Source organism: Microbulbifer maximicatervae (SeqCode), from assembly GCF_052468095.1.
This window is the reverse complement of sequence record NZ_CP174332.1, coordinates 2,263,678-2,290,480: the sequence shown is the minus strand read 5'-3', so window position 1 is coordinate 2,290,480 and position 26,803 is coordinate 2,263,678. Positions and strand designations below refer to the sequence as shown.

The following is a 26,803-nucleotide window of genomic DNA, read 5'->3' as shown; positions in this document are numbered from 1 at the left end:
GAGAGGTATCATTTGTAGTAGTTCAGACTTGATCTGACAGTTACCGGTTTTTCAGGAGGTGCTCTGTCAGGTCAAATTCAGCTTACGAGCTTTTCCTTCCAAATACTTTTTCCATCTTCAAGAGTTGCCATCGGAGTTCGACCGCAACACTTCTTACCCTGGTGGGTTCTCTCATTATTGTAATATGTGAGCCATTCGTCTAGATCCTTTTGCAAGTCCTCTATTGATCCATAGATCTTGCGGCGTAATGAAGGTTGATAGAACTCTTGTAAAATAGTTTTATGAAAGCGCTCACAGATCCCATTTGTTTGCGGATGCCTGGCTTTTGTCTTCGTGTGTTCTATTTCGTTCACACTCAGATATAGCTGGTAGTCGTGCTGCTCCAACTTGCCACAATATTCAGTACCACGATCAGTTAGGATACGCAGCACTGGCAGATCATGCATGGCATAAAATGGCAGTACACGATCATTCAGAAGGTCTGCCGCAGTGATTGGCGTTTTGGTGGTATACAGCTTGCAATGAGCCACCTTTGCATAGGTATCGACATAGGTTTGTTGGTAAACACGTCCGACGCCCTTAAAGGTTCCTACATAGAAGGTATCCTGCGAGCCCAGATAACCTGGGTGTTGAGTATCAATTTCACCACAGGCTTCATCATCATGACGTTTTCTCTCTAAAGCTTGAACCTGTGACTCTGTAAGGATCAGTCCCTCCTCAGCCACCTTGGCCTCAAGTGCCTTTAATCGCAATTTGAAGTTAGCAAGGTCGTGCCGTAACCAGATACTCCGAACACCACTAGGGGACACAAATACACCGCGTTTGCGCAGCTCATTGGAAACTCGAACCTGCCCGTGGGCAGGCTCTTGGACGGCATAAGTTAACACTGCCTCTTCAATGGCTGTGTCAACACGGTTCTTGTGGTTGGGCACGCGCCGGTTCTTCTCAAGAAGGGCGTCCACGCCGCCACTTGAAACGGCTTCCTTATAGCGATAGAAAGTGTCTCTCGACACACCCAGCATCTTGCAAGCTTTGGAGATATTGCCGAGTTCTTCTGCCAGATTTAGCAATCCGGTCTTGTGTTTGATGATGCGATCATTAGTATGGATCATGGGGTTTATCCTTGGTTTTGCTTTTAGGTTTAGGCACCTTCATCAAAACCGGTAAACCCCTCTTTTTCAAGGGAATGTGTCAGATTTGGTCTGAACTAATCCACATCATTACACACATCAAAAAGATACCTTTGAATTCTAAACTGAACTATAGTATAAAAAACTCATCATTTATAATGAAATATATTAACACTTGCGTCACGAATTAGCTTTTCCCCTAATTTCTCATCACATTCTATTAACTTCCCCACCTCATATATCAAAGGCTCTATTACTTTTTCATAAAAGTCGAAAACAAAACATTCGGATAGGCCCTTATGCCATCATTAACCAGAAGATTCTCTGTGCATTCAAAATGTTCTTCGCACTTACTCACAAAGTTATCGGGCGCCTTGACCTTCCCCTCTGCCACATCTGTATATTTACCAAAAAAATGAATATTTGCCACTAATTTTTCTTCCATTCCCTCAGGTGAATGGGTAATACTATCTTGCTTAGGAGGATGACTTCTAGGGGATGATAATTTACTAAAAATGTTCGTTATTCTTGCACAAATTTTTCCTATGTATTTTTCGGCTTATTAACTTTGTCGATCTGCAGTTCTTCAATGGCCTTTCACTCACAAGTCTTGATTGCTTGATAGGTAGTCTTCATATTTAAATACTCCTAGACAAGTTTTAAGTAATTCGTTTTGCACTGTATCGCAGTTCACATGAATATAAATGGATATTTTGTACTCGACTATAAATTTATCATAATTGATTACCTCCACTTTCACCCCTATAAATCTGTAGTTAGCAATCTTAAGGTGCACTGCCCCTATATCGGAATATACCTTTTTCCAACCTCACCTATAATCTATCGATCTCTCGTAATTCAATAAGGCTTTGGTGATTTTTCAAGCAAGTTCGGCTCTTTGCAGCGTACAAATTCACATCTTTAATTTCAAACTCTTCCCACATTTTTTTACCATATAGAAACTTGCCTATTGAAGTATGGTCATGAAAATAAGCATCTATTGTATCAATATTCTGGCTGAACCCAACGGTATCATTCATGCCGATATTAGTTTTAACATCCAAATACCACCGATTACTTTTATGGTTTTATGCATTTAGAGTCACACTGTTTATGTTTATTATTAATTAATATTGGAGCAGAAATAGTATAGGCATCTACAGTGGCAGCCATATACAGCGCGATGAAACTCTCTTCGGGATGCCCATTGATTCCTTCGAGCAGTACTAAACTCAGTTTAGCTGAATGACTCCCAATGAGCCTTGATAGCCAAGAATTGATGTCGTAGCTAGGATTGAACCGCCCAAAGTCTATCCGACGAAACTCCGCATAGTTTCAATATCTTATAGTACATTAATTTGCACTCTGCTAAGACAAAAGTGAATTGGTGCATTATTTTTCGTAATGTTAATCACTATTTAAATACCACTAGCAAATGAGTTCGGCCTACCATCAATTTGCGTCTAGTTATCACTCTCGATAGAATTTAAAGAATTTTTGATGGTAGAGCGGATACACACCTTAATGGGTCTCTCAACAATTCCGCAGGTCAAAGTTGTAGGCTAAAGGTACAGTTAGTAGCGATTGACTTGGACTGCTCCATACATGAACTGGGGGCTTTAAGCCCCCGTAGTTAGGTTTTCAGAGTAATTTACCCTCGACCTTACAGTCCTTTGCAAAATCTAAATGCTCCCACGAACTGGTATACTGATTCTGGATCACCTCGAGTGTCGGAAGCACCTTGAAACTTTCAAGAAATCATCTAAATTCTCTTTTGCCTCGCTTCCGAAGGGGCAATTCCATATTTCGACTTATAAAGCTGTGTGAAATATGACTGGCTCGAAAAGCCGCTTTCTACAGCAATATCTATAAGTCGCCTACTTGATGTGCGTAACTGTATATCTGCATGGCGAAGTCGCCGTTCATTAATCCACATTTTTGGGGATGATTCTTTAAATACCTGCCCAAACATATCTTTAAAAGAAGTCAGACTCATACCCATATGTTCTGCATATGTAGCAATAGTCCAATTCTTAGTAACATTTGCCTCCATAAAACGTCTGAATTTTTCCTGAGCAGGATTAACCCGATTTAGGAGTTCGTTAGCAAGTATTTGTCCTTGATCACCTTTTAATTTCAGGAGAAGTATCTCTTCCAACTTCAAGGCATTTAACCGATCGTCTCCCAGTTGCCTAAATAATTGGAATGAATCTAAAGTTAGCTTAGTTAGTTCGCAACTAGGAAAGACGATTGGTGATTTTCCTCTTGGAAGCATGGATTTCACAACATTCAACGCTTGCGTCTTTCGAAGTAGTGCATTGTCGTGCCGTTCGTAAAATCGGGTTAGCATTGCCTCCCGAATTCCAACGCATATTAACACCGCTTCCTGATCGTCTCCATTATTACTCAACTTATATTCTTCTTCTGAACCAGCCAACCATACCTGGCCCATCGTCAATTCAAAACTCGATTGATACGATATAATGTTTACAGAACCCGTTACCATCATGACCAGATTAACAAACGGTGAAAATGTGAAGGAAATAGAGTGAGCAGATGGTATTAGCAGAGTCCTCAATTCAAATAAATCACCACAATGTTGGCACTCTACAACTGCTTCATTATATGTCAAGTTATTCTGCCTCCCATAAGAGGAAGTATTGTTGTTTTTCACTGTTTATTGCTAAACCACTATCAATTTATGCTCACACTTGCTTCCATTAATCCAGCGATCGTCTATCGCGCAAAAAACGCTTATAAACTAAGAATATGCAAGCCTGAAAAGAAACATATATTTAAACTGTAATCACTGGGTTAACAAACCCACAATTTATCATTTAACCACTGGTCTATTACTTTCTCCAAGAGGGGAGTAAAGCATGAGCAGTGGATCTTACTTAGGGTTACAGGAACACTTGGCTAATCTGTTTGTTACCTAATTTCACATTTTACTGAGTCTATGAATCAACTTAAAAATCCCACATGGTACGCATTTTTAATTTCTCAAACACCATGACTGGCAGAAATCCGCATGTTAACACCAGCGCGATCTTGAATTGCATTATTTAGAACTTTTACCGCATCCTGAACCGGGCTAATAATTGCCCTTGTCCATTGCTCCTGTAATAGCTGAACAAGCTTATTAATAAATTCTTGCTTCGCCTCAACAGCCTCCAAACGAGCTTGCAAAGCTTTTATTTCATTATCCAGTTCCGCCTCTCGCTTATCATAATCATTCTGTTTTATGGAGGTATAAATTTCTTTCGCTCCATTTCCAGCGACGGCAACAGAACCCGATGTAGCTGCTGTTTTTATCCCTCTATCCACAAATTTCTTTGCTATTTTTTGGGAGGCCTCCTTGGTGGTGTCTTTCGCAACATCTTCCGCAACTTCTTCCGCGCCTTTTTCAGCACCTTCTTTACTTGCTTTTTCTGTTATCTCTTTCGCGCCTTTTTCAGCCCCTTCTTTCACGCCCTTTTCAACTACTGATTCAACACCTTCCTCAACACCCTTTTTTACACCCTTTTTGGCACCAACCATAGCACCAGCTGCCGGTGCAGCTGCGCCAAATGTTACAAAAGCAACACCTGCAACCAGCAGCCCTGTAGAAGCGTTTGAGAGGCGAGAAATCATCTCTTCGCTACCATTAGCTAGTCTTACCGCCCCTTCAGCGACTTCAACTGCACCCGCAGCTGCTAAACAAACACCTCCAGCTATCATGGCTGGGTTTAGGCTGACTGCTCCTGCCACAACCATACAGGCACCAGCAACCATTTCTGCAGCACCCATGAAGAAATTGCAAACAGCCCCGCATATTTTTTGTATTTTCTTTTGCTTTGCCAGTTCTTCTTCGTTTTTCTTTCGCTCCTGTTCAAGCTCGGCATTTTCTTGGATATCTCTCAGCTTATCCTCAAGAATTTTCTTTATTTCCTGCCGCTTAAACTGGAGTTCGAACTGGATTGTATCCGCCATATCCCCCATCAAACCTGCGAGTCTCGCTAGAGCACCTGTTAATGTTCCGTAAAAATTTCCTTCGTTCTGACCCACCTCCGGCACATCCAATTCGACGCGCTGAGCATTGCCACCTATAGTACTTCTAGCAACAGGCACTAAGCTCCCCATTTCCATCTTAAACTTTTCACGCTGAGCAATCTCTAAGCTCTGCTGTGACAAATCCTGAACACCAGCGCTGTGACTGTCATTTGTGAGAACTTTTTGTTGTATGCTATTTACTATCACTATTTTTCTCCTCAATGCTATCTTCTATCCCTAACTTCTCCTTCACAGAAGAAAATTTGCTCATAGCCTTTTTATTCAAGGTTTCAAACTCAGGCTTACCTTCACACCTCAACATTGTCATTTCAAAACCGCTGCCTGCCTGCATCCAATTCTCTAGTGCCAAATGACATTCAGCCGCATGGAATGACGGTCTTGGATCGAATGGATTCACAATTGCAGCTAAACTATATGCCTCACCAGCTAGCTCAAACTGAGATAAAGCCTGTCTAGTGGCTCCAAGTCCTAGCAAATACTTAGACTCCATATGATTGCATTGGCACAGAAGCTGAAAGAGAGGCAGTGCCTCTTGGTAGTTACAGTTTTGATATTTTTGATAAGCCAGGGCATACATTGTTTTAAGCTCTTCAGGCTTCATATCAAGCAAATCTGCCAGAGTTCCACCCTGCTCCAAAAAATTATTCCAATCTTTCTCGGATATTTCGCCTAACACGGATGGAACTTCACTCTTTCGTAACATCTTCCTTCCCCACTTATACTGGATTAGTTACAAAAAAGTTTCTCTTCTTTGATGTTGTTGATCCAGACTTTTCCTTATAGATATACTCTTCCACTAACTTTCTTGCTCTAAACTTCTCGTCAAGACCTGGCTCGCCATAAGTATCCCGTATTCTCTGAACCCATTGATGGCGGGAGCAGCCCAGCGAACGTGTTAATCCTGCCTCCAGGAGGTCACTATAATTTAGCGCGCTCTTTGCCTCATTTAATACGTGCTGGCAGCGTTGTAGTGCCACTTCTGTATCAAATTTTATTGCTTTTTTTGGGTCATCTTTAAAAGACACTTTATTTCACTCTAAAAATACTATTACCAATAAGTGTTAAATTACAGAAAATCTCTTCAAGGAATCCAGTACGGATTTATTGTAGTTGTTCATTGCCTCTATCAGGTTGTTGAATCTGGTGTTATCAACAGTCATGTTTGTGCCGAGCTGTTCAGTTAAAGTTGACAGAGTTGACACTCGCGAATTGATATTTTCTTTAGCTACCGAAAATGAGGTGGAATTTAGTGTTCGTCTATCAAAGGTCATGGTCTGCACCCAGCATCGATACTTATATCCACCAGCTAGGCCGTCATCCCTCGTCTCCCAGTAAAGGTTTTTATTGGCAATATTTGCCTCGGCTAATAAATCCTCACCTCTTATCATATCACTAGAAAAAAATTCTGCGCCTTCTCCTTCAGTCCACCAGGCTGGTAGATTTAAATCTGAATCGGACATCAACTGCTCATAGTCGTACCATAGTCCATCCATCAAGGCTTCACCGGGTCTATCGGTGTGTAAGTTATCGAATATTTCTGGAAAGTTGTCGAGAGCAAATTCATCAAAATCAGTTCTGCCGTCTGCTACTTTGTAGAAACACATCGACTCCGATGCCATTTTTATTTCTGATTGCTTCCAATCACCAGCCCCCGGAACCTGTGTTCCATTCGCCCATGTCCGTTTTTCTTCAACATATATCCTTTGCATGAACTCATAGGTGGCTGTTATTTCATCTTCTCCACTTTCAGCAAGTGCCTCCTGAAGCCACCCGTCGACAGATACAATCTGACTTTTTAGTGCAGTGAGTTCTGAGACTTTGTTAGTAAGTGACTCTATCAGTAGTGCATTGAGTTCAAAGCCAACACTTTCCGGCGGAATCTCTACTCCTTTGTGGAACACCTGACCAGAATCATTAACGGTAAATACACCGTATTTAATGTCTTCCCTCATCTTATTGCGCAAAGCTACCGTGGCATGCTGAACATCATTCGCAATTTCTTCGGGGGTTTTGTCCGATTGGGCATGCAATGCTGCAATTGCATCAACATCTTCCTGGTAATAGCCATTCGCATCAAAGCGCAACAAGTCCGCTCCAGTTGAGAGTATTTCGACCATCGCTGATGGAGAGTTTCTCGTCTCATCTAGAATCTCTGCTGTTGTGGCAGCCCTCACCTTTCCATTTGTATCTAAACGTAATTTGGAGGACCCAAACATCCATTGATCAGACTCAGCCAAATCCGCAGCCGATTTGACGTTATTTTTCGTCAAAGGATTGTTCGGCAAATCACTGTTGGGGATGCTTGATTTTATAGTTACTAGACTATCAGCCATACCATTGTCCTTTTTTATTTAACCAATGCGATTATTCAGCATGATCTGTAAACGTAGATATCCGTTAAGCTTTATAGCTCTGAACCCTGTCAGAGGAGCGCTTTATCAGCTATCAATTGCCAGCTTAGCTAGCGCCTATATTACGTACCTCTGAACTTATCGCTTTAGATTTCTCACTGGTTTTTTTTGATTTCAGGCTTTTTTAAGCAGATTGTTAACTACGTAATCTTGATCTACAGCATTTCAATTGGCACCATGTTACAAATGTATTACAAGGCTTTTGTCATCGAGCGCAAAACTTTGTGTTTCATTGCACAATAAGTAATAGAGTAAAAAGGGTTTAATCTGCTTACAGTAGATGAATATATGCCCATTATATGAACTTTACGACTTCCCATAAGCAAAGGAGAAGCCTAAAATCCCCTGAGAAACTGAAAGGATAGAATATTGCTCTGCAGAATTTATCACTACCGACTCCGACCTTATCGAGTATTCGACGCCCCCTAAATGGACAGAGTGCTATTAAATACGATTACCGTTTAAACCACCGTTTGAATTTTTCTCAATCAAGATTTTTTGGTGAAATTTGATATATATCAAGCAAGCATGAAATTGGCATGGACTAAAGGCACCTACATCAATATAGTTACATGTGAAACTAGATATATGCTGAATTCCATATATGTATAGATATCGATCAAAAGACTTCTGGAAATGAATTCAGCATTCACTGCTCTTACCCTACACTTAACAAGGGTCGGTCACTCTACTCACACAATCTGCATGGTCGACAGTCAATAAATTATCGCCACTTCGAATCTGGCTTTTTGAGCGGCCTACAACCCTCTTGCACCCCTAGAGCAACTGGATTTTCCTCCAAACAGTTATTAGCAAGCAAGCTATGAAAGCACTGAAAAATTGAGCATATTTTAACCTAAAGCTAAACTTTCATAGGCATACCTTTCATATTTTTACGGTCAATATCCGATCAATACGGATTTCGGGCATACTCCCCTAAGTAAAGAGATATTTTTTTCCTATCATTAAGCTTGTAAAACCAGCAAGCAAGTATAAACGCTGAATGTTTTTGGCTAGCTCCTCGTAACGCACTTTGCCGCACCCAAACACTGCTTGGTATAGGGAAATGGGTGTTTCACTTTGGCGCGAAGAGTACTAAGTTGCCCCCAATCATTTATACATTTTCCTAAAAACAAAAACCTATATTTTTAAGACTTAGATACAATAGAAGAATATTCTAAAAAATACTTCTTATTAACTTATATGGTTTCACCTATGTGTAAAAGAATAGGATCAAATTCTAGCGCGGCGGCTAGCGACGCCACAAAAAATAATGAGAGCCGGCATCGCCCCAATACATCTAAAAAATCTACCCTCAGGAATGCGCAAATAGACGCAATCGATAAAAACCCCACTATAAATAGGCTTGTGCGTGACTCTAAAAATTTACTTAAGAAGATGAACGATGCTCCTGTAGAGATAAGTAGCCGTATGAATAGTTCTCGCGCAAATACCGAAACAGAATATCTTCATACAACACGTGATGAACTTAGGGCCGACGAAGTCCCTACACCCATAGCGACTACTATTTCTGAATCTACTTTCAATAAGGATCATACTCCTACAGCAGAAATAGAAGAAAATCCACTGCTATATCTACCATTAGCTGAAAAAGTAGAACTGCAAAAGCCTAGCAGACCTAACCCTTTAACTTTAAGAGAGATAGAACTGAGCCCTACTAATTTTATAAAGAGCAAAACAGATTTAGTGTACTTTTTAAAATCTTATTATGATGAAGACAGCCTTTTGGGCAAGGCCTGGCAGTTAATTCACAGATCTGAACGCATAGATACTCAGTGGAAGATTAAAGACTCTTTAAAATTCTTAAAAGATTTCGTGAGGGTGCTGGGTGTAGCGAGAGCTGAAGAAAATATTAAACTTGATGATTTGATAGATGAATACTGCAACAGAAAAACCGAAGCCTTTACGCGTAATGATAGTGCAGGCTTAGACACCCTTAGTAAGAGCCTTGAAGCTTGGAAACATCATATTGTTAGAAAACACTCAAAATATCATCATATGTCTGAATCTTATCTCAGTGATTCAAAGAGGGACAAGATAAACACTTTGACTTCAGAAGTGTGCGGTTATATTAAAGAGAGAAAAGATGGAGCACCACTAACAACTCAACGTGAAACAGAATTCAAACAGGCAGTAACTTCCCTTTTCAAGGAATATGCCGCCTTTGTTAAAGATATTCATAAGGGAGTTACAAATCATGAAGATAAAGTTATCCATAGTTTTGCTATTAAAATTTTTAATGGTTCAGTCAAGCAGGGAGACGCGTAAAAACAATAAGAGGTCTTTTTAGAACCACCCAAAAACTCTAAGGAACCTCCGAATAATTCCGCGATGCCTCTGTGGGTCTTAACTGAAGGCTGCAGAGGTTAGGTGCAGCTCACCGAGAATGGCTTTAGCCCTTTGCAAGAGCTGCAAGGATACTACGGAATTATCCAAGGGTTCCTAGTACTCTGAATCAGTACTTATACGTGGAAGATATTAAATCACCCCGCTTGCTGGATTTACCGGTAAGCAGATATACTTCGCTCCTATTTATCCTTTCTTGAAGCCTGCGGAGCTTTTATTCGCAACCTTTCAGTCATTAAGTGGTACGCAGGCCAACCAAAAGACAATACTTTAAAAATTACTAGCCATGTTTACTCATACCCTGCATTTTCTAAAAAGTTTAAGCCAAAATTAAAAGATTTTATTATTTGAAAGAATTAAGATTTAAATGAATGAATTTGAAATGATTTTTATATTTAAATAAATAGTGTGGCAATTGAGTTACCAAGTATTTTGTTAACGGTTCAATAGGAGAGCACAGGATGGGATCGGTAAGTGGGGCAAGCAGTCAAGAGCCTAAGTTTATCGCCAAGCGTGAAGATATTTCGAGAGCTCAGGAAAACAATTCAGAAGGGCAAGTCTCAAAAAAAAGGAGCGGTTTAAGAGCCATCTTTTTTTCAAAATTTGGGTTACCAAGTAGTGTGAAGTCCCTTATTAGACGCCCGAATGAAGTAAAACCTACTAATAGCGAAGGTAATCGCACGGTTTGGAGTGGGAGTAACAACGTAGGTAGCCCCGCTTTTCTAGCAGAGCTTTCGGGGAAGGATAATGACGGACACGTCTCCGGAGAGAGACGTATGAGTGAAGATCTATTTGATCAGCCATTTGCTGAAGCCTGCCCTGATGATGATGATCCAAATAATATCCAAATTTATAAGGATCTTGATTTCGATGAGATTCTTAACATTAATGGGTACGTTTCGCCCAAAGTTCCTGAGAAAGTTTCATATCGCAATATCCCCCCCCTAAAGCCCCATATGTTTGGTGATCAGCGAAATGCAGGGAATGATTTAGGTTTGCCGCCCTTACCTCCTAGGCCGCCAATCCCTGATAAGCTTGATGATGTAGGGAGCGTTGATAGTTTTTTTGATGACCTACCAAATATAAATACTGAAGGAACAAACGAGAATAATAATGATGATATACCATCAATTCTTAAGTCTTAAATATCCCCGCGAGAAGAATGGATAGGCCTGCGCCCCTTACCCTGAAATCTCCTTGTTAAGGATATACCTTTCGCATTTGCATGCCCAGTTTCGGTTAATATGGATTCTGGGCATGCTCTTCATCAATGAAAGTAACTTCCCTGTCGATAGGTTTTCAAATTTTTCGACAAAAAACACTGGAATCGCTTTGGGGCTTGTGATGCTTCAGGCACAGATCGTTACGCTGATTCATTGATTTACAAGTCGGGGTAATAGTTGAGGCTTGATGGGGATGGCTTTGAACTCTGTTTATATACTCAGCCTATAATGCCCTCCCTGCTAAGCTATTTGATATTTATCAATGGTGTCGATATTACAAGGGTGATTTGACGCCCGGAAGAATTGACCAAAATATAAAAACAAAGGACCGAATTTGCAAGTCTGCAAGATTGCGCTAAGGAACCCATTCTATATGGGCTAAACTTCCACAATTATTCAGCGCCCCCTTGATTTGATCAGAATTGCTCTTCGACTCTTTAACCTGACAAACATAAAACTCCTTGCTTTATGATAATAAATTTACAGATATATAAATTCACAATAAAAATGACCAATAATCATAAAAACAAGTGAAAACCTAAAGCGATTCTCTTTTAAACCCGCTATTCTTAGATAAAAATATGGTCATTTAAATAAGAGTGTAAGGATGTTTATTGGCAGAGGTTAAGTACAGTTCGGCGCTAATGGCCCTAGCCCTTTGCAAGAGCTGCAACGCGGCAGATGTAGCCTTTAAGGCCCACCCTACGGGGCTTGCAGAGCAATTCACACTCTGTGTTGCGACCTCTTCAAAGGTCTAGACATTCCTGCGATGCCGCGTCTTGATTGTGAATCTCTCTACAGGCCAGAGGCATCACGGAATTATTCAGAGACTCCTTAGTTACAAATTACGATTTAGAATTTTGAATGTGTTTTTTTGTTGCAACCCCTTGAAATCAAGGTGCCATACCTTTAACAACCAGCTTTTATCAATATCCAATTTATGTAGCCAGGTTAAGAATTTTTAATATGTCTAAAGTTACTACCAAAAATTGTAATTTTATTAGGGAAGCCAAAAATGTTCACAGCACACAAACTTCGAAGGAGCTGCCTCAGCCCAACATAAATACACATACTGGACTACATGAATGCTCATGTGCTTTCAATGACAATGGCGAAAAATATATTCCTGTAGGTACTCCAAACGCTATCAAAAGTCTAGGCTCCACCATACAAATAGAATCCCTTAAGCAGGCCTTGATTAATCTCATGGAGAACCTTACCCAAACCATGAGCGAGGATAGCTTTCCAAGTGCCGACCAAAAGATCAATGCTGTCAGGGCTAGCTTACAAGAGATGGAAGAAGCAGCGAGTAAAGTATAAATACGCTGATTAAGCACATTTACACTTTCGCCCACGAAATATTTCTGTTGGGACGGACTAAAGATAGCCTAACGAAACAACCCTTTATTTCGAACAATCAATTTTCTGGAGTTTTTTTACCGTGGCTATATTCAATTTTAAACTACCTAAGATGCCACCGGTCAAGCCGATCAAGAAAGTTCAAGGACCGAACCTAAGCAAAACGAACCTGAGCGAAACAAGCATAAAGCCCACCTTTTTCGCAAAAATGAAAGCGAAAGGCTACCAGGCTTTTATGTATACCTACAAGGCTTTCAATCATCTTGAACTAGGGGATGGTCACAAAACTTCCGCCGCCCCCCAACCAGAGTCAATCAGTAAAAGTGAACCCCTTAATAGAGTAAAAGATTTAAGGCTAGCTGAAAAAATTCAGCCACCATTATCTGACACGAAGTGGTTTGGTAATTCTGGATTAACTGACAAAGAGTGGACTGAAAATCTAGTGGGCTATATTAAAACGGACGGCGCTTGGGTAGGGCAAAGTGCTGACTGTTTTCCCGAACTTCTCTCCCACTACCTAAAGCGCCCAATCAATGTAGTCTCAGCCTCCGAGGGAGGGAAAGCTTATGCCAACCAGCTCGGTACAAAGTATGAAAATGATGATTTACAAACGATTAACCTACTGCTGAAGGATGACCACTTCCAACTGATAACAAATAACACTTCCAATCCCAAAGAGCTTACTAAATCTTTTAATAACGACTCTTTAGTATTGGCTGATGTGGAAGGGGACGGAAACTGTTTATTTTCTGCTATATGTAAAGCGACAAACCAATCAACAGACAAGGCTTTGGAATTACGTACTAAGCTAGGAGACTGGATTCTTAAGAACCAGGATCACGAGGATGTGAAAAATACAATCAACTTTATGAGAGCCCTTTAGGAAGACTGGGGGCTACTGTAATGATTTTGCCAATGAGGATGTGCAGCGAGTCAATACACAGAGTTCATTTGTAAGCTCCATTTCAAAATAAGCCAGCTGGCTACACAAGTAGCCCTGAAAATCCCCCATTCCAATAAATATGATGGGGGATTTTTGCGGATGCCAGGCTTCAATCAGTACATGTAAACCGCACCAGAAATCTCAGCTTGATTGTTGTCCGGATCACTATTAATACCAGTAGAGCTACTGCTTTCATTGGGAGCCCCAATAACCAGGGCATCGCCATCGGCACTGAGGCTAGCGGAATAGCCAAAATTATCATTTGCATCAGTATTACTTGCTTTCAGATATGCTTTTTGTAACCAAGCCTCATCAACCAGAGTAAACACATAAGCTGCACCAGCATTTTCGACACTGTTATTATTTTGGTCTCCCCCTATACCCTTTGCGCTACTGCCCTCTTTAGGTGCCCCCACTACCAGCGTTCGACCATCGGCAGTCAAGCTAACAGACTCACCAAAAGCGTCAGAGGCATCTGAATTACTGGCCTTGAGATAGGCCTGCTGCGCCCACTTATTATCTGTGCGAGTAAAGACATAAGCAGCACCAGAGTCTTTGGCTTCATCATTGCTTTGGTCGCCATCAGTGCCTATTGCATTACTGTCTTCACTGCTGGCACCAACGGCCAAAATATCACCACTATCGCTTAGGGTAACCGATTGACCGAAAGAATCCTCTGAATCAGTATTGCTGGCTTTGATATATGCCTGCTGTGCCCAATCACCATCTGTACGGGAGAAAACATAGCAAGCGCCAGCCTGTTGGGCATCATTATTACTTTGCTCACCATCAATACCGACAGCGCTACTGCCCTCTCCAATCGCGCCAACGGCCATCGTAGAACCATCGCCGCTCAGGCTGACGGAAATTCCGAATTCATCATTGGCGCCAGTATTGCTCGCCTTAACATACGCTTCCTGTATCCAGGTGCCATCTATATGGGAGAAAACATAGACCGCTCCTGAGTCCGAAGTATCACTGGTGCCCTGATCCTCATTATTACCATCACCATTAGCATCTACCAGCAAAGTACCACCTTCGCCAGGGAGTGTCAGAATAACAGTGGGATCAGTTTGGTCACCATTGATACCAGTAGCATCACTATCTTCATAAGGTGCACCTACCGCAAGAAGGCGGCCGTCATCACTGAGACTTAAAGAGCGACCAAAACTATCAAAGGAGCCTGTATTACTCGCTTTGATATATGCATCTTGTGTCCAGCTACCATCTATACGTGTAAAGACATAAACCGCACCGGAACTTGTGGCATCAGTATTACCTTGATCGCCATTGATACCTGTTGTGTTACTGCTCTCAGAGGGTGCACCAACGGCTAAAGTATTTCCGTCTCCACTTAGAGCGACAACACCGAAAAAATTTCCTCTGTTGTTATTGCTGGCCTTGATATAGGCCTCTTGTACCCATCTATTATCTACCCGTACAAACACATAGACCGCACCGGCTGGGCCGATGCCGTCATCGTTGTCCTGGTCGCCATTGATACCGACCGCATCGCTTTGCTCTCTGATAGCGCCTACTGCCAGGGTGTGACCATCAGCACTGATAGCGACCGAGACTCCGAAGATATCGCCAGCGCCGGTATTACTGGCCTTAAAGTAACCAATGCTCTCCACCAAGGTGTCGTTCACAGAAAGGGGGTCTGAATCAGTGCAAAGATCTTGCTCCCCCGCTTTGTTACAAGCTTGCAGAATATATTGCGCATTTGTTCGGGCGTGCAGCGGCACTTGCACCGCAAGGGTCTCACTACCCTGGGGAATATCCTCGACTAAACGTGTGAAACCGGAAACCCCGTCAGGATTTTCCAGCAAATGGTAATGGGTGGCCCCATCCGCATCGGTCCAATCAAAGCGGAAAATCTTGGTCGCCTCGAAGCTTAGAGTGAAATCCTGAACTGCTCCAGGGGCAGCGGGCGGCTCTTCTGCGGGTGGGTCTTCTGCGGGTGGGTCTTCTGCAGGTGGGTCTTCTGCAGGTGGGTCTTCTGCAGGTGGGTCTTCTGCAGGTGAATCTTCCGCAGGCGACTCTGCTACAGCGGTATCTTCACCGTCAGTATCGCCATTATTAGCCCCACCGCCACTACAGCCTGCAAGGGTAAATAGAAGCATTGCCATAGTCATGGCCTTAAAGCACGAAACAGTCACTTTCATTAACTCTTATAGATTTCACGAGGTGCCAGCATTATCAGATTTCACCTATATCTCATCTTTAGTTTTTGGGCATAATTTTATTAATTTCTAAAGATTTCGGGGATGGAGAACCCGAAAGAGTCATCGGGAACATCTACTGCCGCATAAAGGTAAAAAAAGGCGCAGGAATGAGCCATAAAAGAGGAATGAAACACTCAGTCACCAAGAGCCTATGAAACTTCCGGGTGGTGAATTTAGTATGCCAGGAGCAGGATCAATAACCAGCAGATCAATGCAAAAAGCACAATACATCGAAAGAACAAAATCAAGGGAGCCTCTAAATAACTCCGTAATGCCTCTGCGGGTCTTGAAGGCTGCAGATGTTAGACGCAGCTCGCCGTGAATGGCCGTAGCCCTTTGCAAGAGCTGCAACGCAGCAGCTGTGGCCCTCAAGGCCCGCCCTTCGGGGCTTGCAGAGCGATGCACACTCCGCGTTGCGACTTCTTGAAAGGTCTAGACATTCCTGCGAAGCCGCGCCTTGATTGTGAACCGCTCTTGCATGCCAGAGGTATCACGGAGTTATTCAGAGGCTCCCAAGCTCTTAATTCAGGGAGGCGAGATTATTCTATTCGCCATGAACAGTACAAACTTGCCCAAAATACTTAAAGCCCCTAGTCGACAAAAAATACAGCCCAATCTTCCCGGTCGACGCAATTCTGACCCCGGTGGCCATTTTTGACAAATCGTACCTGATCACAATCGGTGGACTAATTACTGCCAGTGAACGAAATCAAGAAGTTCTGATTAACCTACCCTCAAAAATAAAACCTCCCAATACTTTTGGTAATGGGAGGTGAAGCATTTGACTACCGCTATCTATTTATCGACTTATAAGGCCTCTTCAATATACACAGTCGCGTCTATTGCTTCATAATTTCTTAAGAGATCCTTTGCGCGGCCAATGCTTTGTTTAAATCTCTCTAATGCTGGTTCGCCAGAATCATTAGAACCTGAGAAAAATTTAATATCCTCTTCAAGTTCCGATATGTTGGATTGTGCTTGCCCAATTAGTGGCCCATCTAATCCTTCAGCACGATCTATTAGCTCACCCACCTCAACTATCAGAGGCTCAATTACATTTGTTCTAAAATTCGTAAAGGTTGACACTAAAGCCTGCGGATAACCTATGCCATCTACATCAAAGCCACGATTTGGATATACAAGATCTTCCGTGCACTTTAAATGTTCTTTACATCTACCCACAAAAGTGTCATCAAGTTTGTCTTCTCTGTTCACAGAAGATTCAGTGCCCGTGACTGCTATATCTTTCGTGTATTTACCATTAAAATGAATATTTGCGCTCATCACCTGTTCTTTTAAGCCTTTGGATGCAGGTGTAATACTGTTTGGCTTGGGAGGATAAGCCTTAAAAGATGGTAATTTACTGAAAACTGTCGTTATTCTTGCGCAAATTTTGCCTATTCTACTTTTTGGTTCACTCGTTTTGTCAATTTGCTGTGTTTCTATTCTGCCCCTGTTCCCACCAGCCTTAACAGCTTGATAGATAGTTGTTGTCATATTAAGTTAATCCTAAACAATAGTACTTCATTCAAATTATATTTAAATTAGCCAGTTAATCTTTCAATTTTTGACTTGCAACTATAAGGTATGGACAATTTCGCTAATATATTTTCGGAAATGGCGACATACACCTATCTTCTTGCGACATAAAGGGATTGCAGTTATTACTTGAAATCAAGTCTAAGTAAAGTTGCCATAACCACGATTATGGCATTTAGTGACCGATATCTACCAGGCTAGGAAGGAGCCTATCTTACCCACCCTATCCTTAAATTTTAAAAACAAAATAATCGCAAATTTATAGGCTGCCTGGCTCCGAAACACCGTCCAACAGGAAGGCTTAAAAAGGACATTTCCACAAGGCTGCAAACCTATTACCGCAATAGCCTGATTCCACTCACCTCATCACGCAGCTTTATCAATTAGGCTCCTCTCGCGATAGCAGCACGAACCACTCGCTAATAATGCCTAAAACCTAAAAATAGAAGCCCGAAAATTAAAGAAAATAAATCTGCTATTAGGATAATCATCTCTTTTTATCTATACCCAACAGCCAACAAAAAATGACCATTCAATATTACAAAGTTCTACTAATGCTGCTGCTTCTCTCGATCCTTTCTGGATGTAGCGGAGGCTCCAGTGATAAAGAGACTGTCGACGAAGAACCAGCAGCAACAGAGTCGCCTGCAGAAGATCCACCTGCGGAAGATCCACCCTCAGAAGATCCACCCGCAGAAGAGCCACCCGCAGAAGAGCCACCCGCAGAAGAGCCACCCGCAGAAGAGCCACCTGCTACCCCTGGAGCAGCTCAGGATTTCACCCTTATCTTCGAGGCGACCAAGATTTTCCGCTTTGATTGGACCGACGCGGAAGGGGCTACCCATTACCATCTGCTGGAAAACCCCGATGGGAACTCAGGCTTTAGCCCAGTCGCTGAGAATATCCCCCAGGGCAGCGGCACCCTGGCTTTGGAAGTTCCCCTCTTCGCCCGCACCAATGCACAATATCTACTGAGGGCTTGTAACAGCGACGGAGAGAAAGAACAGTGTAGTGACTCAGACCTGCTCTCGGTTAGTGACAGCCTAGCGGCGAGCATTGGCTACTTTAAAGCTAGCAATACCGATCCACGTGACGCTTTTGGATTCTCTATCAGCCTAAGCGCCGATGGCCTTATCCTGGCCGTAGGGGCTGATCGCGAAGACAGTGACGCTACCGGTACCAATGGCAACCAATCCGATAATAGCGCCAAGGATTCGGGCGCAGTCTATGTGTTTACTCGAGTAAATGGCGCCTGGGAGCAACAGGCTTACCTCAAGTCTAGTAATACTAATGCTGGTGAACAGTTCGGTAGCTCCGTCAGCCTCAGTGCCGACGGTCGCACCTTGGCTGTGGGGGCTAATGCCGGAGACTTTGCAGCTTTCGGTTTTGCTAGCGATCAATCGGAGAATGGCGCCGATTATGCAGGCACAGTTTATATATTCACCCAAGAGGACGGAGTCTGGACACAGCAGGCTTACCTCAAGGCCAGCAACGCCGATACTTTTGACCGTTTCGGTACCTCTGTAAGCCTCAGTGCCGATGGTGACACCCTGGCTGTAGGGGCTGATTCCGAAGACAGCGGCGCAACCGGTACTAACGGCGAACAGGATGATAATAGCGCCGAAAACTCTGGTGCCGTCTATGTCTTTTCCCGTGAGGATGAAGCCTGGCTACAGCAGGCCTATATCAAAGCCAGTAATACCGATCTTGGTGACTTCTTCGGCGCCACTGTAAGCCTCAGTGCCGATGGTCAAACCCTAGCTGTGGGGGCAAATCACGAGAGTAGCAGCTCTAGCGACATTAATGGCGATCAATCCGATAATAGCGCCAGCGCAGCAGGTGCCGTCTATGTTTTTAGCCAAAGTGAGGGATCCTGGGTACAGCAGGCCTACGTTAAAGCGAGCAATACCGATGCTCGTGATTTCTTCGGTACATCTGTAAGCCTCAGTGCCGATGGCCACACCCTGGCTGTGGGAGCTTTTTTCGAAGATAGCAACGCTATCGGTATTGATGGTGATCAGGCCGATAATAGTGCCATCGATAGCGGCGCGGTCTATGTGTTTGCCCGAGTGAATGACGCCTGGGAACAGCAAGCCTATCTTAAAGCCAGCAATACTGAGGAAACTAATTTAGGCTCTGGTGACTCCTTCGGTGGTTCCATCAGCATTAGCGCCGATGGCAATACCCTGGCTGTAGGAGCTGACCGTGAAGAGAGCAGCGCTACTGGAGCTAATGGCGATCAGCTCAATAATGAAGCCACCTTCGCAGGTGCTGCCTACGTGTTTATCCGTGTGAATGAAGCTTGGGTACAACAGGCCTACCTAAAAGCGAGCAATACCGAAGCTCTTGATTTCTTTGGTAGCTTTGTCAGCCTCAGTGCCGATGGCAATACCCTGGCTGTAGTAGCTGACTCTGAGGACAGCAGTGCTACCGGCATTAATGGTGATCAAGCCGATAATAGCGCGGAATGGTCCGGTGCAATTTATGTTTACTGAATCTCGTACATAAATTATTAAGGAAGGGGCTCAGATGCACCAAAGCTCAACGGATATAGGTTTCCAACCTTAGCGTTTAAAAGCGAACCAACAGGCCTGCCGCAGCAATTAGATGTCGGTCCCCTGAGCGCTGAGTTACCCACCTATACGCCTACATAACTGGGCGCGCCAGTGCCAAGTATTTTCAAAATACAGCGATAAGAGAGGAAGCTGCATGAGCATCCCCCCAACAGGAAGAACCAACACTACACAGTCCACTCGCCCCACTAACGGGCATAGAGATACCCGCGGTAGTCAGGGTGGACGTTCCTCCACTTACGCCGCCGAGAGGGAAAGGCTCCAAGAAAATTGTAAACATGCTTTTTCTCGAGGGCTTAACAGATTTAAAGGTCCCAGTGAGAAGTCTTTTGACGAACTACGTGAAACATTGGGGGAAAGCTTAAGTACTCTTACTTTAAAATCCAGAAAATCTGAGGCCGAGACCGCCAAAGAAGTGGAGCGGATCCAGAGAATGGCCAGCGAAACAAAACCTGAAGCAATGAACAAACATGTCGAACTAAAATTGGCTGAAAAAGCAAAGCATACCAAGGAAGCGGGAAAGTATGATCACAGGGACTCCGAGAGGCGGAGGATTTTTAAAGACAAATTCCAGAATCTAATAGATAAAAAGTATAAGTTTGCTAGCAAAATACTCAACAGGCGACCTCGCCAGCAAGATCCAGACATTAAAGTTAAAACTGAACAACGTAGCAAGCCTCTCAAGGATAAAATCGACATACTGTTGGCATCAACTTACAAAGACTCCATCGATGATATTAGAGTGCAATTAGATGATGAGAAGCCAATAAATTTTTCAGACCTGCGAAGCCATATTGTCAAACTCCAGCATACAATCATTGCTCACAGTGTAGCCCTTGAGCAAATCGGCGAGATAGACAGCGACCTAGAGCATGAATCTGAAGAGGCACTCGCCACTCATGAAAACCTCGCAAGAGACATTACCGCTAAGACAGAGAAGTTAATCGACGTTCTAGAAAATGAAGACGCCCGATCCAAAATGACGATTATCCAAGGGGGAAGGGCTTACGCCTATGAAGGCGAAGACAAGAATGCAGTGCAAGACGAACTCAAAACTTTACTCGCTGATGCAGAGTACTTCCTAGAGACTGCCCATGCAATGCTCCAAAGCAATGAGGAAACCATTAAAAGCTACGTTGCCCCCGAAATTGAGGATGGTGATAGCGTAGTCTATATAAACGATCAACCGTAGTCGTTCAGGCTTGATCTGATAGTGACCGATTTTTCCAGCAGGTGTTCTGTCAGGTCAAATTCAGTTGGTATATTTTTTCTTCCAGAAGCCTTTTCAGGCTTCAAGGGTTGCCATCGGAGTGCTGCCGCAACACATATTACCCTCGTGTTACCCTCGTGGTTGCGAGCATTATTATAATAACTGAGCCATGCAGGGTCCCCTGCGTATGGATCATGGGATTTATCCTTGGTGTTATTTTAGATTTAGGACCTCTGTGAAAACCGCCCCCTTTTCAACAGGCTATATCACATTTGGCCCGAACCAAGGAGCCTCTGAATAATTCGATAATAGCTATACGGTTCTTGATGGCTGCAGAGGTTAGACACAGTTCACCGCGAATGCCCCTAGCCCTTTGCAAGATCTACAACGCAGCGGATAAAGCCCGCCCTTCTGTACCTTCAGAGCGATTCACGGAACTATTCAGAGACTCCCTCTCCAATTAATCTCCGCTGCAATTTTGTCCCCATGGAGGCTTCTATCGTCAATCTGCCACCATACTTTTTAATACTCATAGAAGCACCAAATAAACCTACCGTTTCAGTGGTGTTCAATTTAACAAAGATATGCTGTATTCTGCGGTTAATTTTATCGAAAAACACATGAACCTCCCCAAAATGTATTCGACCCATTCCCAGGTCAAGCATTGAAATTATATAATGCCGCCTACAGTTTCTATCTGACTAGTCCCTTATAAAAAATCAGAATTTTGGAATACTCACTAAGAATGATAGTGAGCAGGGAAGAAATATTTCAACGCTACTGAAATTTAAGCAGCTCGAAACTCATTAATTTTACCAGCAAAGTCTAGCTCACACTTTAAGAATCAGCAACCACCCGCATAGCGGGTGGTATGGTGAAAGCCCCCAGAGGGGGCTAGTTACAACCCTGCCAGTCGCATCTGCTCTTGGCGGCGCTCTTCAACCTCTTGATTTTTGATGTACTCACACAGTAGCCCCGAGCCCAAAAGTGTCTTCCTGTGAAATTTCTCTGTACATGCTTGTACTTCCGAAATATCTGGATCGCAGATTTCCCTTTCAGAAACCCAATCGTATTGGAAACACTGAACTTCGGAAGAATCATTAACAACATATGGATGTGATCCTTCATTGCGTACTCCTCGACCAACTCAATGCCCTTTTGACGACATAAGTCTCGACATATTGCTCCAATCTCCCGCCTTAATGTCCCAAATAACGCTTTCTTTCGATACTTGGGCACAAACACCACGTGGTACCTGCAATAATGTTTCACGTAAGCTTGGCACTGCCAATCTCGCATATGGCCCCCTTATAGAACTTGCCGGTTCATGGAGGCCATATTTTTACTCTGCACGCCGGAACGGCAGAGCCCTGTCAAGTCTCACCGCCAGAGGCGGTGGTTTACCTAACTGTTAATTAAATGTCGGCCCCCTGAGCGCTGAGCTACCCACCTGTACGTCTACATAACTGGGCGCGCTAGTGCCAAGTATTTTCAAAATACAGCGATAAGAGAGGAAGCTGCATGGGCATCCCCAAAACGGGCAAAACCAACAAACCATAGTCCACCGGCCCCAACCACTCCTCTCATCCTAAAAAAATCCCTATTAGCTCGCTAAAGGGATTTATACTTGATTGACAGATACCGGTTAGACGATGATCTGCCAGGTCAAGTTCAAGCAAAGTGTTTTATCTACCCATCCGATAGAAATTTAACACTTTTATGATCTAAGGAGATAAGCTGGACCACTACTGTTTTTTCGGCCATTCACTAATGACTTCATGAGTGTTCACATCAAGTTCTTGCAAGCCAAATCCAGGCTTGCTAACTATATCAAATTCTTTTTCTTCTTCTCCTTCTTTTCTATGCCACTTGAGCTTTTCATTCATCGCATATTTTTCCAGTTCATCATCCGTCATATTACGGATACTTTTCACTTCTTCTTCAGTTTCGTTCTGTGATTCCGTGGCTGCGGCATCGAGAGATGTTCCGTCTCTGACTTTTTCAGGTCCAGATGCACGGATCTGATCAAGCGTAGGCGGATCTTCATTTAAACTCTCTAATCTATTTCCTAATTCCAGGCCCAATTCACCCAAATATCCCGACCACTCTTGTAGTTTATCTACTTGTCTTTTCTGAAATTCGGTGAGAGGTTCTTGATGCTCTAATTTAAAGCCAATTATACGTGTCTCCCTTTCGTAAGAACTATTTTCTTTCAACAACGACCTTAAAGTTTCTATATCAGAACAGCTCTCCAACTTGGAAGTGACAGTATCACTATGTTTGTCGATCTTATCGATAAGCTCATTTATCTCCCCGCGACTTGCTTGGTGATCACCCTGAATTTTTGTTGGGACTGCAACCTCTCTGGACCGACTATTCCGAAGACCGGAAATTAATGCCTGAAAAGCTCCAGGGACACATCCACATAGACGCTTAATGTTCTGACTGAAACTTGACTTATCTTTCTGCTCAGCCCGAGACTCAGATAATGCTTCATTTGAATTTGTACTGCTGATTGAAGAAACCCTTGAAATACCAGTCATTTCATCCCCCAAACTAAATATCTTTCGTTTAAATTATTCATCTATATTAAAAACCAGTTTCCAGCCGTAAAATCTATGAAAAAGGAATTACATCAGCAAAAATGCACTGCCAACCTGTAAATCGACTACGGATACAGTTCCGTTTTTTTGAATGCGGAACTGCACAACAATTTAAAATAGTCTAATTACCGGGAGTAAACCCCTCTTTATTAAGGCTTTCCTTAACCATATCCCTAGCATCACCGTCGATATTTCTTCTAAGGGTTCCGTGAATCACATAAATCACCTTTTCATAACCCTTAAATAGTCTGTCAATTACCTCGGAGAAAACTTTATCAGTTGCCTCTATTGGTTTATCGGAGAAGCTTTCCGCAGCAAAGGTTATAGATCTAAGATCGTCAATGGCGTCAAGCCCTTTGTCTATTTTTTTGGCTTAGCGGATTACTCACTATTCATAGTGAGCATGCGAATTATTCTCGCCTGCTGTATCAAATATATTTTGTATCGTTCTAAAATTATCAACAACGCGATTCCTATCTTCAGCTCCCAAATTTAGCGAATTTTCGCCGTTCCCCTTATATACTTCTTATCAAGAGACTCTAAATCTCCCAATTTATTATTAAGCCCGATATAGTCTTTATTTTTCCAGTCTCCTAGTATGTCTAGCTTTAAATTTTACCATGTAATCTTCAAGGGTAAGATCTTTTTGTCGTTCGAGATCGGTAACAACACCGACATTTATCACACACCCGAACTCCTGTAGAAAATTAGTACTGTCATAATTATAGCTTTCCGCTGCGAAATCCGTCCAAACCCTGTTTAAACGGCTACTGTCCGTAGATAAAACCTGCATAAAGTAGAGTGCGTCATCCTTACTCCGACCAAGATTGCCTTGGGTCAAATCCCCAACGCTAACAGCTTCAGAGAATCCATCGCTACCTTCTGAAAAATGGCCACTACATTCTATTACATTCGGCTTTTCGAATGACCAAACCCGAGGAATCAAACAACTGATCACACTATAGAATAGCGGCCTTGTTTTCGCCATCGTGAGAGCGACGCAATGTTTTGCCATCAACAGCCACAATCTCTTTGCACATCACGGAGCGAATTGAATTAACCCATTTCAGAAAACAGTTCATAAACTGCTCAGGATCAATCCTGGAAAAAACGCGGTTAAATGTGTCATGAGAGGGAATGCCGTTTGGCAAGGCTAAAAACTGAGTAAACCAGTCTTCTTTTGCTCTGCCGTATTGAGCAATAGACACCCAATCGTCCGCTGCGCTGAGCATGCCACAGAGAGCAATGACCAATATGTCAATCAATTCATGCCGCTTGTTGGCATTGTCCCGTCTGGGATCTTCAATTTCACCTAAAAATTCGACAATGTTGTGCGGCTCTTTATCCATGTTGTCACTTCGTGTATGAATTTGCAGCTATTATGCTATATCTTCACACATTTATAGTGCGATTGCCCAGGCACCCCCTATTACCCCCAATTCAGCCCGAATTTTTGTTGAGACTTCAATCTCTCTACATCCACTATGCCTTAAACCAGAAATTAACGCCTTAAGACTTCCAGCGACACAGCTAATTAGACGACTAATATTGCGACTAAAATTTGAACTATTTTTCTTGTTAGTGTGAGCACCATATAATGCTTCTGTTGAGCTTGATCTTCGAATTGTAATAACCGTTGAAAAATTATTCATTTTGCACCCAAGCAAGACACCTTGCGCCTAAATATCCATCTATACTGAATAAATAATTCATTTAGCCTTAGAAATCCTAACAAAGGAACCGCACTCATTACAACTCACCCTCAACGTATAAACTCACTACAAATACAGCTCCGCATTTTTAAATGCGAAGCTGAACTCAAAATCTAAAAAGGCTTATACAGTCAAATCTCCCCTATTTTGCTCTTGGAGGCTTTCCTGAAGCTTACCATTAGTATTCATGTTTCGTACAAAAGTAACATAAATCTCTTTAACTATATCATCACAACCTTCAAGTACATTATCAATTGCCTTGAAGACACTATCATCTATAGAATCGGAGGACTTAACAGTTGCCACCGATGACTCATCAGAAAAATCTATCTCAGATAAATCAACGGAGACCAAAGAGTCAAGATCTTTATTACTTTGTTCTTTTGAATTACGCTGTGAACTACCGGAAGCAGAATCTTGATTATTTAAACCTTTCTCTTGGTATAAGCTTCTTAATAGTTTAAGGCCATCAATAACACGCTTCTTCTCACCCCCTGATACGTTTATCTCATCCTTACTTCCAGCCTTAAGAACCTTATCTGCAAAATTTTCTAAATTCACAAGGTTACTATCGTCTCCTGAATACAAGCCCTCTATCAAAGCATCATATAACTGATCTAGGTATCCTTTAAGGGTAAGATATTCTTGCGGCTCAGTAGTAACACCTACATTTATTACACGCGCAAATTCCCGTAGAAAAATAGCAGTATCATAGGTATAAGCTTTCTGTGCAGCATTTGTCCAAACTTTATTTAACTGGCTACCTTCCGTAGATAAAATCCGCATAAAGTAGACTTCATCTGATCTGGATCGATCAAGAGTATGCTGGATCAAATCCTTCTCTGGAACTAAGTAAGCCTCACACTTCCTTGACAAATCTTTTAACGATTTCCCCCCCGTTTCAATCTCACCCTTGACATACTTGTTACCCTCACCATCTGATTCAAAATTAATTGCTATTGACTGAAGATATTCAATCTCTTTATCGATTTTAGATTTAAAGTTTTTTAATTGCGCTAAGTCGTTTCCGCCTAGGATATCCTCAGCTTCTTTGTGAAGTTCAGGCAGCCGCACTAACCGACCGAAATCAACTGACTGCCGACCTACTTTACCAGCTGAATCTACTTCATTGGGAATTGGTACCCGATTATTTTTATTACTTTTCAGGCCAGACACTACGAGCGCCAATCCCCCACGTAGCCTTTGCCCCGCAACCTGCAACTTACGTTTAAAGCCGGATTGCTTCGGGCGGTTAGCTTGATTTAAGGTTTGATCACCGCTCACTTCAACAAACGATTGAAAACTGCTAGAAGAAGAACTAGCACCAACAGATTGAGAAGAATTAATTTTCATGTTTTTTTACATACAAACTTAAATAAGGGAGCCCCTAAATAACCCTATGGTGTCTCTGGCTAGCTGAGCGGTTCACAATCAAAGCGCGGCTTCGCAGAATAT

At 42.7% G+C, this 26,803-nt stretch carries 19 protein-coding genes; 6 read left to right on the top strand and 13 right to left on the bottom strand.

Annotation, left to right across the window (positions count from 1 at the left end; translation table 11 throughout):
- Positions 1-77: 77 nt before the first annotated feature.
- The 6 genes from ACJJIL_RS09755 to ACJJIL_RS09730 form a co-directional block, all read right to left on the bottom strand.
- Positions 78-1,112, bottom strand: coding sequence for an IS481 family transposase (locus ACJJIL_RS09755; protein ID WP_445359737.1), 1,035 nt, complete (start codon positions 1,110-1,112; stop codon positions 78-80).
- A gap of 1,780 nt (positions 1,113-2,892) precedes the next feature.
- Positions 2,893-3,762: a helix-turn-helix transcriptional regulator gene (locus tag ACJJIL_RS09750; protein WP_444913844.1), complete on the bottom strand. Its 870-nt coding sequence runs from the start codon at positions 3,760-3,762 to the stop codon at positions 2,893-2,895.
- A gap of 371 nt (positions 3,763-4,133) precedes the next feature.
- Complete coding sequence (sctE, locus tag ACJJIL_RS09745) at positions 4,134-5,369, bottom strand: type III secretion system translocon subunit SseC family protein (RefSeq protein WP_445361824.1); 1,236 nt, start codon at positions 5,367-5,369, stop codon at positions 4,134-4,136.
- Positions 5,356-5,886 carry a SycD/LcrH family type III secretion system chaperone gene (locus ACJJIL_RS09740; RefSeq protein WP_445361823.1) on the bottom strand — a complete coding sequence of 177 codons (531 nt, stop codon included), beginning with the start codon at positions 5,884-5,886 and terminating at the stop codon, positions 5,356-5,358. The genes sctE and ACJJIL_RS09740 overlap by 14 nt, the downstream gene beginning before the upstream one ends.
- A gap of 13 nt (positions 5,887-5,899) precedes the next feature.
- Entirely contained in the window at positions 5,900-6,208 is a 309-nt protein-coding gene (locus ACJJIL_RS09735) for a hypothetical protein (RefSeq protein ID WP_444913847.1), read from the bottom strand.
- A gap of 36 nt (positions 6,209-6,244) precedes the next feature.
- Complete coding sequence (locus tag ACJJIL_RS09730) at positions 6,245-7,516, bottom strand: hypothetical protein (RefSeq protein ID WP_444913848.1); 1,272 nt, start codon at positions 7,514-7,516, stop codon at positions 6,245-6,247.
- Between the two features lie 1,293 nt (positions 7,517-8,809).
- On the opposite strand from ACJJIL_RS09730, the gene ACJJIL_RS09725 reads away from it, so the two are divergent.
- From ACJJIL_RS09725 to ACJJIL_RS09710, 4 genes are all read left to right on the top strand, one after another.
- Entirely contained in the window at positions 8,810-9,883 is a 1,074-nt protein-coding gene (locus ACJJIL_RS09725) for a hypothetical protein (protein ID WP_445361822.1), read from the top strand.
- Positions 9,884-10,422: 539 nt separating this feature from the next.
- Complete coding sequence (locus ACJJIL_RS09720) at positions 10,423-11,106, top strand: hypothetical protein (RefSeq protein WP_445361821.1); 684 nt, start codon at positions 10,423-10,425, stop codon at positions 11,104-11,106.
- Between the two features lie 1,044 nt (positions 11,107-12,150).
- Positions 12,151-12,504, top strand: coding sequence for a hypothetical protein (locus tag ACJJIL_RS09715; protein WP_445361820.1), 354 nt, complete (start codon positions 12,151-12,153; stop codon positions 12,502-12,504).
- 121 nt (positions 12,505-12,625) lie between these two features.
- A complete protein-coding gene (locus tag ACJJIL_RS09710) occupies positions 12,626-13,426 on the top strand; it encodes an OTU domain-containing protein (RefSeq protein WP_445361819.1) in 801 nt (266 codons plus the stop codon).
- A gap of 173 nt (positions 13,427-13,599) precedes the next feature.
- Here the strand turns inward: ACJJIL_RS09710 and ACJJIL_RS09705 are convergent, their stop codons facing one another.
- The gene (locus ACJJIL_RS09705) at positions 13,600-15,651 is read right to left on the bottom strand and encodes a histidine kinase (protein WP_445361818.1); all 2,052 of its coding nucleotides are present in this window, start codon (positions 15,649-15,651) and stop codon (positions 13,600-13,602) included.
- An 867-nt stretch (positions 15,652-16,518) separates the two neighbouring features.
- Positions 16,519-17,208, bottom strand: a complete 690-nt coding sequence (locus ACJJIL_RS09700; RefSeq protein ID WP_444913855.1) for a hypothetical protein — start codon at positions 17,206-17,208, stop codon at positions 16,519-16,521.
- 566 nt (positions 17,209-17,774) lie between these two features.
- Between ACJJIL_RS09700 and ACJJIL_RS09695 the strand changes: the two genes are divergently transcribed.
- Positions 17,775-19,745 carry a histidine kinase gene (locus tag ACJJIL_RS09695; RefSeq protein WP_445361817.1) on the top strand — a complete coding sequence of 657 codons (1,971 nt, stop codon included), beginning with the start codon at positions 17,775-17,777 and terminating at the stop codon, positions 19,743-19,745.
- Between the two features lie 214 nt (positions 19,746-19,959).
- Positions 19,960-21,015 carry a hypothetical protein gene (locus ACJJIL_RS09690; RefSeq protein WP_445361816.1) on the top strand — a complete coding sequence of 352 codons (1,056 nt, stop codon included), beginning with the start codon at positions 19,960-19,962 and terminating at the stop codon, positions 21,013-21,015.
- 455 nt (positions 21,016-21,470) lie between these two features.
- Here the strand turns inward: ACJJIL_RS09690 and ACJJIL_RS09685 are convergent, their stop codons facing one another.
- The 5 genes from ACJJIL_RS09685 to ACJJIL_RS09665 form a co-directional block, all read right to left on the bottom strand.
- Entirely contained in the window at positions 21,471-21,653 is a 183-nt protein-coding gene (locus tag ACJJIL_RS09685; protein ID WP_444913858.1) for a hypothetical protein, read from the bottom strand.
- Positions 21,654-21,927: 274 nt separating this feature from the next.
- Complete coding sequence (gene tnpA / locus ACJJIL_RS09680; protein ID WP_444913664.1) at positions 21,928-22,332, bottom strand: IS200/IS605 family transposase; 405 nt, start codon at positions 22,330-22,332, stop codon at positions 21,928-21,930.
- A gap of 446 nt (positions 22,333-22,778) precedes the next feature.
- Positions 22,779-23,576: a hypothetical protein gene (locus tag ACJJIL_RS09675; RefSeq protein ID WP_445361815.1), complete on the bottom strand. Its 798-nt coding sequence runs from the start codon at positions 23,574-23,576 to the stop codon at positions 22,779-22,781.
- A gap of 1,019 nt (positions 23,577-24,595) precedes the next feature.
- The gene (locus ACJJIL_RS09670) at positions 24,596-24,985 is read right to left on the bottom strand and encodes an ISAs1 family transposase (protein WP_445361814.1); all 390 of its coding nucleotides are present in this window, start codon (positions 24,983-24,985) and stop codon (positions 24,596-24,598) included.
- A gap of 486 nt (positions 24,986-25,471) precedes the next feature.
- Entirely contained in the window at positions 25,472-26,701 is a 1,230-nt protein-coding gene (locus ACJJIL_RS09665) for a hypothetical protein (RefSeq protein WP_445361813.1), read from the bottom strand.
- Positions 26,702-26,803 lie beyond the last annotated feature (102 nt).